The sequence below is a fragment of the Pseudomonas sp. S3E12 genome, from assembly GCF_001702295.1.
Lineage (GTDB): Bacteria > Pseudomonadota > Gammaproteobacteria > Pseudomonadales > Pseudomonadaceae > Aquipseudomonas > Aquipseudomonas marginalis.
Map to the genome: position 1 here is coordinate 230,614 of NZ_MBDT01000021.1, position 15,202 is coordinate 245,815.

Sequence of the window (15,202 nt, forward strand, 5' to 3'; positions counted from 1 at the left end):
GGCGTGCGAGAATGCGCGCACTTTTCCTCCCCCTCTCGATGGTTAATCACGCGTAATGACTGCACAACTTATCGACGGCAAATCAATCGCCGCCAGCCTGCGCCAGCAGATCGCCAAACGAGTCGCCGAGCGCAGCCAGCAAGGCTTGCGCACGCCTGGCCTCGCGGTGATTCTGGTCGGCAGCGATCCTGCCTCTCAGGTTTATGTCTCGCACAAGCGTAAAGACTGTGAAGAGGTCGGCTTTATTTCCAAGGCCTACGACCTGCCTGCCGACACCACCCAGCAGGCCCTGACCGACCTGATCGACAGCCTCAACGACGACCCGGCGATGGACGGCATCCTCCTGCAATTGCCGTTGCCCGCGCACCTGGACGCGTCCAAGCTGCTCGAACGCATCCGCCCTGACAAAGACGTCGACGGTTTCCATCCTTATAACGTCGGCCGCCTGGCCCAGCGTATCCCACTGCTGCGCCCGTGCACGCCCAAAGGCATCATGACCCTGCTGGAAAGCACCGGTGTCGACCTGTACGGCCTCGATGCCGTCGTCGTCGGCGCATCCAACATCGTGGGCCGCCCAATGGCCATGGAGTTGCTGCTGGCCGGGTGCAGCGTCACCGTGACCCACCGCTTCACCAAAGACCTGGCCGGCCACGTTGGCCGTGCCGACCTGGTTGTCGTGGCCGCCGGCAAGCCGGGCCTGGTCAAGGGTGAATGGATCAAGGAAGGCGCCATCGTCATCGACGTGGGCATCAACCGCCAGGAAGACGGCAAGCTGGTCGGCGACGTGGTGTATGAAACCGCCCTGCCCCGCGCCGGCTGGATCACCCCGGTGCCGGGTGGCGTTGGCCCGATGACCCGTGCCTGCCTGCTGGAAAATACCCTGTACGCCGCAGAAACCCTGCACGGTTAATAACCAGTCGTACTGAAAAAGCCCTGCCTTATCGCAGGGCTTTTTATTGCCCGGAAGAAAACCTGTTTTTTCTTAGTTTTTAAGCACTTTCGTCTGGTTTTAGAAGAACATTCGACAGTCTGTCGTCCATACTCCTAAAATGTAACGCCATTTGTCACAAAACCCGTTTCCCAACGGTATTTCTTACTTTTTTAGCGAGTTCATCCGCGTGAAAATTCGTCTTTCCATTGTCAGCCTGTTTTTTGCGTTCAGCGGCACCTTTGCGCACGCTGCCGACTCCGCCCTGGCGCCGCGGGATCCATCCAAACTGCAGATCGCTTCCGGCAGCGCCATGCTGGTGGACCTGCAAACCAACAAGGTCATCTACGCCAGCAACCCCGACGTGGTGGTGCCTATCGCCTCGGTGAGCAAGCTGATGACGGGCCTGATCGTGCTTGAAGCCAAGCAGAACATGGACGAGTACATCGACATCAACATCACCGACACGCCGGAGATGAAAGGCGTGTTCTCCCGCGTGAAGATCGGCAGCCAGATGCCGCGCAAGGAGATGTTGCTGATTGCCCTGATGTCCTCGGAAAACCGCGCCGCCGCGAGCCTGGCGCACCACTATCCGGGCGGCTACGCGGCCTTTATTGCCGCGATGAACGCCAAGGCCAAGGCCCTGGGCATGACCAGCACCCATTATGTCGAGCCCACCGGCCTGTCGATCCACAACGTGTCCACCGCCCGCGACTTGAGCAAGCTGCTGGCCTACGCGCAAAAATTTCCGATGCTGAGCCAGTTGAGCACCACCAAGGAAAAGACCGTAGCGTTCCGCAAGCCCAACTACACCCTGGGTTTCTCCAACACCGACCACCTGATCAACCGCGCCAACTGGGATATCAAGCTGACCAAGACCGGTTTCACCAACCAGGCCGGTCATTGCCTGGTGCTGGTCACCCGCATGGGTAATCGTCCGGTGTCGCTGGTGATCCTGGATGCTTTCGGCAAATTCACCCACTTTGCCGATGCCAGCCGTATCCGTAGCTGGGTCGAGACCGGCAAGGGCGGCTCGGTGCCGGACGTCGCGCTGCGCTACAAGGCTGACAAGAACCTGAAGAACCGCGCGAATGCCGCCGAAGTCCGCCGTTAAGGAACACCGAGAACGCACTTAGGAGGGGCTCGCCCCTCCCATTTTATTTGTGTTCCGCCAACACCTTGAGCGCCTGCGCCGCCGCCCGCTCCTGCCCGGCCTGGGCCGTTGCGTTCGCCGAATCCCGCCAGCGCTGCGCATCCACATTGGCCGGCAATTGGCTCGGGCGCTGGGTGACGATTGCCCAGTGCCCGGCACTGCTCCACTTCGACTCAAAGTCGCTGAAGCTCATCAGCAGGCGTCGGTCCATGCCTGAACGCAACAGCACCGTGCTTTTCTGCTGGTTGAAACCCACCACCACCACGTAGCGCGCGTCAGACAACAGGCCGCCGCCAATCCGCGCCATCACCGGATAACCCGCCGCCACCTGCGCCAGTACCGCGGTCAGCTTGGCATCCAGGGGGTACACCATCAGCCCGTACTCACGGGCCAGCACCTGCATGTTGCGCTCCAGGTCCGCTTCACCGCCCGGCAAATGCAACGGCTTATCCAACAAGCCCGGTGTCATCACAATGCCTTGTTGCGACAGCATGCTGGCTAATGCCGTAGGACCGCTCTGATAAGCCTCGCTGCGAAAGGTCGGCACACCATTGAGTTCGACACGTTCCGGCAGGCCCGGAAGTTTCGACGGCTGCCCGGAACAGGCCGCGAGCCCCAGGGCACAGGCCAGCAACAAGGATGTTTTAAGGTTCGACCGTAACCGCAATTTTTTTACTCTCTTGATCAACTGCCGGTGAGGGCCCTGATCATAGGACGCTCTGCCACGCGGGTATAGCCCATAGGCTCAGTAAAGCGTCGCGGTTAGAGCAAACGAGTTGGACGAACACGACCATTGGTCAATAGCAGGCAACCGCCGGGTAGCTAGACTGTCCATTGAGAAGACTGTGTGTGCCCCCTGCGGGGCGAAAGGAGGCCAAAATGAGCCTTGCAACAACGATTTTCCTGTTGATCTGCGGTTGGCTGGCGGTAGCCGGCGCCATGTTGTGGGGGGTGTTGCGCATTACTCGCCGGCACCATCACCCCCACGTCAAACCTGCGGCACCCGCCAAGCCCCATAGAGCGGCGGTGCACCACGCCTAGCCAGGCATGCAATTGAAATCCTGAGTCGCCGCGACCTCCTTACCGTGCCCGTCCATCAGGGATGCGCGCACGGTGGTGCCCAGGCTCGACTCCACCAGGGTGTAATGCTCACCCGCCTTGAAATCCTTGTACTCGACCCGACCCTCGCAGTCCTGCTGGTTGTCGTCGCCGGCTTCTTCCTCGAACAACGTCACGTCCAGGCGATGATCCCCGGGGGGCACTTCGAAAAAGCGCCCGTCGTCGACACGCTTGCCGTCCACACGTTCAGCCATCAGATCGTTCGGCGCTTCTTCTTTCAAGCCGATCCAGGCTTCGCTGGGGTCCGCCTTGGGAATCGGGCCGGCACAGGCTGACAACAACAAAACAGCCCCCAGGGCGGGGATCAACAATAAAGGTTTGAGTGACATGGCAGGGCTCCAAAGAACATCAGTAAAAAGACAAGTCGTCCGATGGGGTGCAAGCTTGGGCAGCCACGCCCTGTAGAACAAATGAATCCATATGAAACGATCTTCAGCCCTTACCTAAATGTTCCTTCACCTGGCTGAAAGGCGCGTGTTAGGTGGGTCGGGCAAGACTGCCGGGGTTTGCAATCCTGCTCCCTCGGAGGTTCACGCATGCTCGGGCTGGTAAAGACCGCACTGCAAAAGCCGTACACGTTTATCGTGTTGGCCATATTCATCTGCATCATCGGGCCGATGGCGGCCCTGCGAACCCCCACCGACGTGTTTCCCGATATCGGCATCCCTGTGGTCGCCGTGGTCTGGCAGTACAACGGCCTGTCGCCGGACGCCATGGCCGGCCGGGTGATCTACACCTACGAACGCTCCCTGAGCACCACCGTCAACGACATCGAACATATCGAGTCACAATCCCTGCCCGGCATGGGCATCGTGAAGATTTTCTTCCAGCCCGGCGTCGACATCCGCACCGCCAACGCCCAAGTGACCGCCGTATCACAAACGGTGCTCAAGCAGATGCCACCGGGTATCACGCCACCGCTGATCCTCAACTACAGCGCCTCCACGGTGCCGATCCTGCAAATGGCGTTCTCCAGCCCGACGCTGTCGGAAGCCAAAATTCGCGACCTGGTGCAGAACAATATCCGCCTACCCCTCAGCGCCCTGCCCGGCCTGGCCATGCCCACGCCGATGGGTGGCAAGCAGCGGCAGATCACCCTCGACCTCGACCCCCAGGCGTTGGCGGCCAAGGGCTTATCGGCCCAGGATGTGGGCAATGCCCTGGCGCTGCAGAACCAGATCATCCCGGTGGGCACCGCCAAACTTGGCCCCAACGAATACACGATCCTGCTCAACAACAGCCCCAAGGCCATCGATGAGCTCAACGACCTGCCGATCAAGACCGTCGACGGCGCTCTGATCACCATCGGCCAGGTCGCCCACGTGCGCGACGGCTCGCCGCCGCAAACCAACATCGTGCGCGTCGACGGCCATCGCGCGGTGCTGATGCCGGCGTTGAAAAACGGCAGCATTTCCACCTTGTCGATCATCGACGGTATCCGCCAGATGCTGCCGCGCATCAACGAAACCCTGCCGCCGTCACTGAAGACCTCGTTGCTGGGCGACGCCTCGGTATTCGTCAAGCAATCGGTGGGCAGCGTGGCCCAGGAAGGCATCATCGCCGCGCTGCTGACCAGTGCGATGATACTGCTGTTCCTCGGCAGCTGGCGCTCCACGATCATTATCGCGGCGTCAATTCCCCTGGCGGTGCTGTCGGCCATTGCGCTGCTGGCGGTCAGCGGGCAGACCCTCAACGTCATGACCCTCGGCGGGCTGGCGCTGGCCGTAGGGATCCTGGTGGACGACGCCACGGTGACCATCGAAAACATCAACTGGCACCTGGAGCAAGGCAAGGCGGTGAAGACCGCGATCCTCGACGGTGCCGCGCAAATTGTCGGCCCGGCGTTCGTCTCGCTGCTGTGCATCTGCATCGTGTTCGTGCCGATGTTCCTGCTGCAGGGCATCGCCGGTTATCTGTTCCGGCCGATGGCGCTGGCGGTGATCTTCGCCATGGCCAGCTCATTCATTCTTTCGCGCACCCTGGTGCCGACGCTGGCGATGTTCCTGCTCAAGCCGCACACGCCGGAGCCAGGCGTGGGGCACCATCCCGAAGATGCATTCATCAACCACCATGAGGGCGAGCAGCACCCGAAACCGCGCAATGCCGCACTGCAAACGGTGCTGAATTTCCAGCAGGGTTTCGAGCGTCACTTCTCGAATATCCGCGACACCTACCACGGCCTGCTGACCTTGGCCCTGGGCAATCGCAAGGGTTTTATCGTCGGTTTCCTGGCCTGCGTGCTCGCCTCATTCCTGCTGTTGCCAAGCCTGGGCCAGGACTTTTTCCCGGCGACGGATGCCGGTGCGCTGGCCCTGCATGTGCGCCTGCCCCTGGGCACGCGTATCGAAGAAAGCGCCGCCGCCTTCGACCGCATCGAAGCGCGGATCCGTGAAGTGATCCCCGCCGAAGAACTGGACACCATCGTCGATAACATTGGCATTCCGCTCAGCGGCATCGACATGGCCTACAGCAGCAGCGGCACCATCGGCCCGCAGGATGGCGACATCCAGGTCAGCCTGAAAAAGGGCCATGCGCCCACCGCCGACTACGTGAAGAAACTGCGTGAAGCGCTGCCGCAAAGTTTCCCAGGCAGCCACTTCGCGTTCCTGCCGGCGGACATCAGCAGCCAGATCCTCAACTTCGGCGCACCGGCGCCTCTGGACGTGAAAATCTCCGGGCGCAGCGATGCAGAAAACCGCGCCTATGCCGTCGAGTTGGAACGTCGCCTGCAACACGTGCCCGGCATCGCCGACCTGCGCATCCAGCAGTCCACCGGCTACCCGTCGCTGCAGGTGAATGTCGACCGCATGCGCGCCAACGGCCTGGGCATCACCGAGCGGGACGTGACCAACAGCATGGTGGCGTCGCTGGCCGGCAGTTCACAGACCGCGCCGACCTTCTGGCTCAACCCGGCCAACGGCGTGTCCTATTCCATTGTCGCCGCCACCCCGCAATACCGACTCGACAGCCTGCCGTCACTGGAAGCGCTGCCGGTCACCGGCGCCAATGGGCAGTCACAGATCCTCGGTGGCGTGGCCACCATCTCCCGCGTGCAAAGCCCGGCGGTGGTGACCCACTACAACATCGAACCGACCCTGGACCTGTACGCCAACGTGCAGGGCCGCGACCTCGGCGGCGTAGCCCGCGACGTGCAAAAGGTGCTGGATGACACCGCGCATCTGCGCCCCAAAGGCGCGACGATCAGCCTGCACGGGCAGATCGATGCGCTGCATGAGGCCTTCAGCGGCTTGAGCCTTGGCCTGCTGGGTGCGGTGGTGCTGATCTACCTGCTGATCGTGATCAACTTCCAGTCGTGGGCCGACCCGTTCGTCATCATCACCGCGTTGCCGGCGGCGCTCGCAGGCATCGTGTGGATGCTGTTCCTCAGCGGCACCTCCTTGTCGGTGCCGGCGCTCACCGGCGCCATCCTGTGCATGGGCGTCGCCACGGCCAACTCGATCCTGGTGGTGAGCTTCTGCCGTGAGCGCCTGGCCGAACATGGTGATGCGTTGAAAGCCGCCATGGAGGCCGGTTACACGCGCTTCCGCCCGGTGTGCATGACCGCCCTGGCGATGATCATCGGCATGTTGCCCCTGGCAATTTCCGAGGAGCAGAACGCCCCGCTCGGGCGCGCCGTCATCGGCGGTTTGATCTTCGCCACCCTCGCCACATTGTTGTTTGTTCCCGTGGTCTTCAGCCTGGTCCACGGTCGTCACCCTACTCGCGCAGTTGCAGGAGAAACCCCACATGTCGTCTGATCACAAACCCTCGCGCAAGCGTCTGATGCTCATGGGTGTCGGCGGCCTGACCCTGGCCGCTCTGTTGGTCGCCAACGGCCTGCATGCCCGTACGCTGCACGAACAATCGGTCACGGCCTGGACCGAGACCGCCGCCATCCCGCACGTGATGGTGTTCCAGCCCCGGCAGAATGTGGCCGGCGATACCTTGCGCCTGCCGGCGCACCTGGAAGCCTGGAGCAAGGCGCCGATCCACGCCCGGGTCAGCGGTTACCTGAAGGATTGGAAAGTCGATATCGGCAGCCGGGTCAAGGCCGGGCAAGTCCTCGCGGAAATCGACAGCCCCGACCTGGATCAACAGCTGGCGCAGACCCATGCACGCCTGGTGCAGGAACAGGCCAACACACGCCTGGCCGAAACCACCGCCACGCGCTGGCAAAACCTGCTGGCCAGCCATTCGGTATCGCGCCAGGAGGCCGATGAAAAAACCTCCAATGCCGCTGCCGCCAAGGCCAACGCCGAGGCCGCCGCTGCCGACTACGCCCGGCTGTCGGCGCTGGAAAACTACAAGACCCTTCGCGCCCCGTTCGCCGGCACCATCACCGCGCGCAACACCGATATCGGCCAGCTGATCAAGGCCGACACCGACAGCGATCCGGAACTGTTCAACATTGCCGACACCCATCAATTGCGCCTCTACGTACCGGTGCCGCAGAACTACGCAGCGGTCATCCATCCGGGCCTTGAAGCCGAACTGACCGTGCCCGAGCACCCCGGCAAGCATTTCAAGGCGCGCCTGATCGGTGACTCCACCGCCATCGACCGCCGCTCCGGCACCCTGCTCGCCCAGTTCGTCGCCGACAACCCCAACGGCGAGCTGCTGCCCGGTGATTATGCCGAAGCCACCCTGCCGATTCCGGCCGATACCCATGGCGTGAGCATCCCGGCCAGCGCCCTGATCTTCCGCGCCCAGGGCACCCAGGTGGCGGTGTTGGACGGGCAGAACCATGTGCACCTGCAGGCCATCCATATCGGCCTCGACCTGGGCGAACGCCTGGTGATCGACCAGGGCTTGAAACCCGCCGACCGCATCGTCGACAACCCGCCCGATGCGCTGCGCGAAGGTGATCCCGTGCAACTCGCCGATGCCTCCGGAGGTGCACATGCGCATAAAGCTTAAACCGCTCGCTGCATTGACGCTGCTGGTCTTGCAGGGTTGCTCGATGGCGCCGACCTACAAGGTGCCGGCGATCGACCTGCCGGCCCACTACCGCGAACAGACCAGCGATGGGCCCTGGCACAGCGCGCAGCCGTCCGACCAACTGGCGCCCGAATGGTGGAAGCTCTACAACGATTCGCGCCTGAATGACCTGCAACAGCAGCTGCTCAAGGCCAACCCGGACCTGGCGGCGGCGCTGGCGCACTTTGATGCTTCCCAAGCGTATGCCAGCCAACTGCACGCAGGCCTGTTCCCGCAGATCACCGCCAGCGCGCAACCGCTGCGCCAGCGGCAATCGGATTCGCGACCGTTGCGGGGGGATACGCAACCGTCGGTGTACAACAGCAACATCGCGGGGTTTTCCTTGAGCTATGACATGGACCTGTGGGGCAAAATCCGCAACCAGGTCGCGGCCGGCGATGCCCAGGCGCAAGCGTCCGGGGATGACCTGGCGGTGGCGCGCCTGAGTTTGCAGCGTCAGTTGGCCACCTTGTACGTGCAGCTCAATGGGCTGGATGCACAGAGCCGGATTCTCACTCGCTCGCTGGATGATTTCAGCCAGGCATTGCAATTGACCCGCAGCCGCTACGAGGGCCAGATAGCCTCGGAGCTGGACCTGACCCGTGCGCAAAATCAACTGGCGCAGGCCAGGGCGCAATTGGATGAAGTGCGCGGCCAACGCAACCTCACCGAGCACGCCATCGGCGAGTTGGTGGGTGTGGCAGCCAGCGACTTTACCTTGCCGCCCGGCCAGCAACTGATCGCCCTGCCGGGAATTCCGTCACAGTTACCAAGCCACCTTTTGCAACGTCGCCCGGATATTGCAGCGGCAGAGCGACGGGTGTTTGCGGCCAACGCAAATATCGGCGTGGCCAAGGCGGCGTGGTATCCGGACTTCAGCTTGACCGGGTTGATCGGCGGGCAGACGCAGGGCGTCGGCAATCTGCTGTCGGCGGGCAATCGGTATTGGGCACTGGGCCCGTTGGTGAACCTGCCGATCTTCGACGGTGGCCGCTTGAGCGCCAATGAACGCCAGGCCAAGGCCGAGTTTGAAGAGGCGTCGGCGCAGTACCGCAGCCAGGTGCTGAAGGCCGTGCGCGAGGTGGAAGATAACCTGGCGCAACTACGGGATTTGCAACAGGAGGCGCAGGATGAACAGGCAGCGGCGGATGCGGCACAACACACGCAATCGCTGGCGATGAACAGCTATCAAGCGGGTGCGGTGAGTTACCTGGATGTGGTGACCGCACAGACGGCGGCGCTGCAGGCGCAGCGGACATTGCAGGCGGTGCAGACGCGGCAGTTGCAGGCCAGTGTAGGACTCATGACCGCACTCGGCGGCGGCTGGCAACCTGGCGCCTGACATCACCCCAAGGCACAGTGATAGCGGTGGAACAGCCAGTTTATCCGTAGCTGAGCCACCGCCATCGGGGCAAGCCCCCTCCCACACGGGTCCTGCGTCAGACACATAATGTATAAGCGCCGCTGAGCCAATGTGGGAGGGGGCTTGCCCCCGATTGCGACCGTCCAGACACATCCTGCCAAGAGCCCGCCCATCAACCTCCTGCTCGCCAATCTAGCCTCTCTAAGCACATCTAGAGAGGGCCAGGGAATGGCAGATTTACCCGCTTCACACCGCCTGCGCATCGGTCGATTCAGCGAACCCAACCGTATCTACCTCATCACCACCAACACCCACGAACGCATACCGATATTCAACAATTTCCATCTCGGTCGCCTGGTGGTCTGGCAATTTCGGTTAGCCCAGTACCAAGGGCTGGCCAACTCCCTGGCATGGGTCATCATGCCGGACCATTTCCATTGGCTGCTTGAACTGAAAAAAGGCTCACTGGCGGACTTGATGTGCCAGGTGAAGTCAAAAAGCACCAGGACCGTCAATGGCGTGAGTGGTCGCAAGGGACGGCTTTGGCAAGAAAGCTTTCATGACCGGGCCCTGCGCAAGGAAGATGACTTGGTGAAAATGGCCCGGTATGTGGTGGCTAATCCATTGCGAGCGGGTCTGGTCGAGCGGATTGGCGACTACCCACTATGGGATGCCATCTGGGTTTAACGTCATACACAGTCCAAATGTGGGAGGGGGCTTGCTCCCGATTGCGGTAGGTCAGTCAGCTTATCTGTAACTGATACACCGCTATCGGGAGCAAGCCCCCTCCCACTTTTTTTACCCGCACTTCAAGCCGCGAGTTTGCCGCTGGCGATGGCTGCCGATGCAGCCACCATGGCCCGCAACAACACCGCACACCCCGCCGCCAGGTCATCCGGTGCGGCGTTCTCGATTTCATTGTGGCTGATGCCACCCTCACACGGCACAAAGATCATCCCCGCCGGCCCCAACTCGGCGACGAAAATCGCGTCGTGCCCTGCCCCGCTGACGATGTCCATGTTCGACAAGCCCAGCCCATTGGCCGCATCGCGCACGGCGTCCACACAGCCTTTGTCGAAGTACAGCGGCGGGAAGTCAGCCGTGGGTTCCATTTCAAAACTCAGCCCATGCCTGGCACAGGTCTCGTCAATCACCTGGCGCACCTGGGCAATCATCGAATCCAACCGCGCCGGCTCCAAGTGCCGGAAGTCCAGGGTCATGCGCACTTCGCCCGGAATCACATTGCGTGAACCGGGATACGCCTGCAGGCAACCGACGGTCCCGCACGCATGGGGCTGATGCCCCAACGCCGCGGCATTGACCGCCGCCACCACCGCCGCTGCGCCTACCAGGGCGTCCTTGCGCAGGTGCATCGGCGTCGGCCCCGCATGGGCCTCGACACCGCGCAGTTTCAGGTCGAACCACTTCTGCCCGAGGGCGCCGAGCACCACTCCGATGGTCTTTTTCTCATCCTCCAGAATCGGCCCTTGTTCGATATGCGCCTCGAAATACGCACCGACCTTGTGCCCACTCTCAGGACGGGTTCCCGCGTAGCCGATCGCATTTAGCGCATCACCCACGCTGACCCCGTCCGCATCGACCTTGGCCAGGGTATCCGCCAGGGTGAACTTCCTGGCAAACACACCCGAGCCCATCATGCACGGCGGGAAGCGCGAGCCTTCCTCGTTGGTCCACACCACCACTTCCAAGGGCGCCTCGGTTTCGATCTTGAGGTCATTGAGCGTACGCAGCACCTCCACTCCCGCCAGCACGCCAAAGCAGCCATCGAACTTGCCACCTGTGGGCTGGGTGTCGATATGGCTGCCAGTCATCACCGGCGGCAGGTCGGGATTACGCCCAGGGCGGCGCGCGAAGATATTGCCGATGCCGTCGACGGTCACGGTGCAACCGGCGTCTTCGCACCATTGCACAAACAGGTCGCGGGCCTTGCGGTCGAGGTCGGTGAGAGCCAGGCGGCACACGCCACCCTTGGGGGTGGCGCCGAGTTTGGCCAGGTCCATCAGCGACTGCCACAAGCGGTCGCGGTTGATGTGCTGGTGGGTCGATTGCAGAACGTCGAGGGCAGCGTTCATGGGGATCTCCTCAGGCTTGTATTTCTTATGAATTGACAACCACCGGGCTGGCTCCACGCCTGGCATTCAGGCCGTAATACAACAACCCGCCCAACGCCGAACCGGTAAACCAGCCGTAGCTGTAGAACCAGCTGAACGCATCACTGCCCAGGGACAGCAAGGTCAGCACCACCGGCACACCGAAGGCGATAAAACCGCTCCAGTTCCACGCCGGGTACACGTCGTCGCGGTACAGGCCAGCCAGGTCCAGTTGCTGTTTGCGGGTGATGAAGTAGTCCACCACCATGATCCCGGCGATCGGGCCCAGCAGGCTTGAGTAGCCCAGCAACCAGTTGGAATACACGGTTTCCAGGCTCACATCCGAGACGATCAAGCCGAGTTTTTTCAGCAGTTCGTGGCCCATCAACGCCAAGCCCACCAACCCGGTGAGGATCACCGCCGTGGTGCGGTTGATCAGCTTGGGCGCGATGTTCTGGAAGTCGTTGGTGGGCGAGACGATGTTTGCAGCGGTGTTGGTGGACAACGTGGCGACGATGATCAGCGCCATGGCCACGGCCACCCACACCGGGCTCTGGATATGGCCGATCAGGGTCACCGGGTCGGATACGCTGACGCCCACCAGTTTCACCGAGGCGGCGGTCATGATCACGCCGAGGGCGGCGAACAGGAACATGGTCAGCGGCAGACCGAAAATCTGCCCGAGGATCTGGTCCTTCTGGCTTTTGGCGTAGCGGCTGAAGTCGGGAATATTCAGCGACAAGGTGGCCCAGAACCCCACCATCGCGGTAAGGCCGGCCATGAAGTAACCGGTCAGGCTCGCGCCTTCGGGACGCTTGGGCGGGATCGCCATCAACTCGCTGATCGATACGTTGGGCATCGCCCATACCAGCAGGCCGATGCCCACCGCCACCAGCAACGGCGCCGAGAGGGTTTCCAGGCGCTTGATCGACTCGGCACCGCGCAGCACCACCCACAGATTCAGGCACCAGAAAATCATGAAGCCGATCACTTCACCGGTGCCGCCGAGGGACTTCCATCCCTCGAAAATCGAGCCCAGGAACAGATGGATCGCCAGCCCGCCGAACATCGTCTGGATCCCGAACCAGCCGCACGCCACCAGCGCGCGGATCAGGCACGGCACGTTGGAACCGAGGATGCCGAAGGACGAACGCAGCAACACCGGAAACGGAATGCCGTACTTGGTGCCGGGGAAGGCATTGAGGGTCAGCGGGATCAGCACCACGATATTGGCCAGCAAGATCGCCATCAGTGCCTCACCCACCGACAGGCCGAAATACGCGGTGAGCACCCCGCCCAGGGTGTAGGTGGGCACGCAGATCGACATGCCGACCCACAGCGCGGTGATGTGCCACTTGTTCCAGGTGCGTTCGTGCACCTTGGTCGGTGCCATGTCGTGGTTGTAGCGAGGGCTGTCGAGGACGTCGGGGCCGGCGTCGAGTTCGTACAGGCCGTTGCGCTCAATGACTTGCGATCTGTTCTGTTGCATGGCCGCTCCACGGTTTTTTCGAATTATTGTTGCTCACCCCGCGCTGAACGCAGGGTGGCCGGAGTACCTCGTAAACAACATGACATCACGGGCCCGGCCAGCCATCACTGCACTCAATAACCGTGCCGACAACTGCCCTTGAACCCGCACCGCTTATATAACTCGCTGATGTTAATCAGCTTTCCGATTGTGCCTACGGTACTTGCCGCGTGACTCAGGCTAAATAACGCGCAAGTTATCCGAACTGTCAGGACTCAATCTGGTGCACCACAATTATTTTTATTTACCGACCCCGTCAAGAGGCATCTCTCAAGCGTCTGATTTGCAATAAGAAATGTTGCTCATATTGGTAACCTGTCAAGTGCGTCAAAATGGTGAGAGGCCGCTGCATTTTGGTGATTTATTATTTTTATCCTTATAAATCAACAACTTAAATTCAATATAAGCTTATAAAAAATCTTCTTGCCCAATCGAAAAACTCGGGCTAGTTTCTATTCCTGTCACCGATGACAGGAATTAACCAAGCATCGGCGCGTAGCCATACAACACTTAGAACTGGCACAAGCCGGTCAAGCCTGTGAGGAACTCGACATGTCGCTGTTGATCCGTGGCGCCACCGTTATTACCCATGATGAAAGTTACCGCGCCGATGTTTTATGCGCAGGCGGTCTGATTCGCGCCATTGGCACGGACCTGGATATTCCCGCCGGCACTGAACAACTCGATGGCAGCGGACAATATTTGATGCCCGGCGGCATCGATCCCCATACCCATATGCAACTGCCCTTCATGGGCACCGTGGCCAGTGAAGATTTCTTCAGCGGCACGGCGGCGGGTTTGGCGGGGGGCACTACGTCGATTATCGACTTCGTGATTCCCAACCCGCAGCAATCGCTGATGGAAGCGTTTCATCAATGGCGGGGCTGGGCGGAAAAGTCCGCGTCCGACTACGGCTTCCACGTGGCGATCACCTGGTGGAGCGAACAGGTGCGCGAGGAAATGGCCGAGCTGGTCAGCCACCACGGCATCAACAGCTTCAAGCATTTCATGGCCTACAAGAACGCGATCATGGCGGCCGACGATACCCTGGTGGCCAGCTTCGAACGCTGCCTGGAACTCGGCGCCGTGCCCACCGTGCATGCGGAAAACGGCGAGCTGGTGTACCACCTGCAACGCAAGCTGATGGCCCAGGGCATCACCGGGCCGGAAGCGCACCCGCTGTCGCGCCCGTCCCAGGTGGAAGGCGAAGCGGCCAGCCGCGCGATCCGTATCGCCGAAACCATCGGCACGCCGCTGTACCTGGTGCACGTGTCCACCCGGGAAGCGCTAGATGAAATCACCTACGCCCGGGGCAAGGGCCAGGCGGTCTACGGCGAAGTGCTCGCCGGCCACCTGCTGCTGGACGACAGCGTCTACCAGCACCCCGACTGGCAAACCGCCGCCGGCTATGTGATGAGCCCGCCGTTCCGCCCGCGCGGGCATCAGGAAGCGCTGTGGCATGGCCTGCAATCGGGCAACCTGCACACCACCGCCACCGACCACTGCTGCTTCTGCGCCGAGCAAAAAGCCGCCGGGCGTGACGACTTCAGCAAGATCCCCAACGGCACCGCCGGTATCGAAGACCGCATGGCGCTGCTGTGGCACGAAGGGGTCAACACCGGGCGCCTGTCGATGCAGGAATTCGTCGCACTGACCTCCACCAACACCGCGAAGATCTTCAACCTCTACCCGCGCAAAGGCGCGATCCGCGTGGGTGCGGATGCCGATCTGGTGCTGTGGGATCCCGAAGGCACGCGGACCATTTCCGCCAAGACTCACCATCAGAAGGTCGACTTCAACATCTTCGAAGGCAAGACCGTGCGCGGCGTGCCGAGCCACACCATCAGCCAGGGCAAGCTGGTCTGGGCCGATGGCGACCTGCGCGCCGAGCGCGGGGCCGGGCGCTATGTGGAACGGCCGGCGTATCCGTCGGTGTTCGAGCAGTTGAGCAAGCGGGCGGAGCATTCCAGGCCGGTTGCTGTGAAGCGCTGAGACCGCTATCGGGGGCAAGCCCCCTCCCACA

Annotated in this window: 12 protein-coding genes; 8 read left to right on the plus strand and 4 right to left on the minus strand. The window is 61.8% G+C overall.

Annotated elements, in window-relative coordinates:
* The first annotated feature begins 55 nt into the window (after positions 1-55).
* Together folD and pbpG are read left to right on the plus strand one after the other, a co-directional pair.
* The gene (folD, locus tag BB029_RS17680; RefSeq protein ID WP_065940153.1) at positions 56-910 is read left to right on the plus strand and encodes a bifunctional methylenetetrahydrofolate dehydrogenase/methenyltetrahydrofolate cyclohydrolase FolD; all 855 of its coding nucleotides are present in this window, start codon (positions 56-58) and stop codon (positions 908-910) included.
* Between the two features lie 208 nt (positions 911-1,118).
* The gene (gene pbpG / locus BB029_RS17685; RefSeq protein ID WP_065940424.1) at positions 1,119-2,042 is read left to right on the plus strand and encodes a D-alanyl-D-alanine endopeptidase; all 924 of its coding nucleotides are present in this window, start codon (positions 1,119-1,121) and stop codon (positions 2,040-2,042) included.
* A gap of 43 nt (positions 2,043-2,085) precedes the next feature.
* On the opposite strand, the gene BB029_RS17690 is transcribed toward pbpG, so the two are convergent.
* A complete protein-coding gene (locus tag BB029_RS17690) occupies positions 2,086-2,748 on the minus strand; it encodes a peptidase C39 family protein (RefSeq protein WP_065940154.1) in 663 nt (220 codons plus the stop codon).
* A gap of 212 nt (positions 2,749-2,960) precedes the next feature.
* Between BB029_RS17690 and BB029_RS33275 the strand changes: the two genes are divergently transcribed.
* Positions 2,961-3,122, plus strand: coding sequence for a hypothetical protein (locus tag BB029_RS33275; protein ID WP_162844269.1), 162 nt, complete (start codon positions 2,961-2,963; stop codon positions 3,120-3,122).
* Here BB029_RS33275 and BB029_RS17695 read toward each other — a convergent pair.
* Positions 3,119-3,529 carry a hypothetical protein gene (locus tag BB029_RS17695; RefSeq protein WP_065940155.1) on the minus strand — a complete coding sequence of 137 codons (411 nt, stop codon included), beginning with the start codon at positions 3,527-3,529 and terminating at the stop codon, positions 3,119-3,121. The two genes, BB029_RS33275 and BB029_RS17695, sit on opposite strands and share 4 nt — an antisense overlap.
* 207 nt (positions 3,530-3,736) lie before the next feature.
* Between BB029_RS17695 and BB029_RS17700 the strand changes: the two genes are divergently transcribed.
* From BB029_RS17700 to BB029_RS17720, 4 genes are all read left to right on the plus strand, one after another.
* Positions 3,737-6,958: an efflux RND transporter permease subunit gene (locus tag BB029_RS17700; RefSeq protein ID WP_065940156.1), complete on the plus strand. Its 3,222-nt coding sequence runs from the start codon at positions 3,737-3,739 to the stop codon at positions 6,956-6,958.
* The gene (locus BB029_RS17705; RefSeq protein ID WP_065940157.1) at positions 6,948-8,117 is read left to right on the plus strand and encodes an efflux RND transporter periplasmic adaptor subunit; all 1,170 of its coding nucleotides are present in this window, start codon (positions 6,948-6,950) and stop codon (positions 8,115-8,117) included. The genes BB029_RS17700 and BB029_RS17705 overlap by 11 nt, the downstream gene beginning before the upstream one ends.
* Positions 8,101-9,519 carry an efflux transporter outer membrane subunit gene (locus tag BB029_RS17710; protein WP_065940158.1) on the plus strand — a complete coding sequence of 473 codons (1,419 nt, stop codon included), beginning with the start codon at positions 8,101-8,103 and terminating at the stop codon, positions 9,517-9,519. Before BB029_RS17705 ends, BB029_RS17710 begins: the two co-directional genes overlap by 17 nt.
* 249 nt (positions 9,520-9,768) lie before the next feature.
* Positions 9,769-10,227: a transposase gene (locus BB029_RS17720; protein WP_065940160.1), complete on the plus strand. Its 459-nt coding sequence runs from the start codon at positions 9,769-9,771 to the stop codon at positions 10,225-10,227.
* 122 nt (positions 10,228-10,349) lie between these two features.
* Here BB029_RS17720 and BB029_RS17725 read toward each other — a convergent pair whose 3' ends face one another.
* Positions 10,350-11,633 (minus strand): Zn-dependent hydrolase, encoded by a 1,284-nt coding sequence (locus BB029_RS17725; RefSeq protein WP_065940161.1) that lies wholly within the window; start codon positions 11,631-11,633, stop codon positions 10,350-10,352.
* A 25-nt stretch (positions 11,634-11,658) separates the two neighbouring features.
* Complete coding sequence (locus BB029_RS17730; RefSeq protein WP_065940162.1) at positions 11,659-13,140, minus strand: NCS1 family nucleobase:cation symporter-1; 1,482 nt, start codon at positions 13,138-13,140, stop codon at positions 11,659-11,661.
* 591 nt (positions 13,141-13,731) lie between these two features.
* Here BB029_RS17730 and hydA point away from each other — a divergent pair.
* Positions 13,732-15,171: a dihydropyrimidinase gene (gene hydA, locus BB029_RS17735; RefSeq protein ID WP_065940163.1), complete on the plus strand. Its 1,440-nt coding sequence runs from the start codon at positions 13,732-13,734 to the stop codon at positions 15,169-15,171.
* The last annotated feature ends 31 nt before the right edge of the window (positions 15,172-15,202 follow it).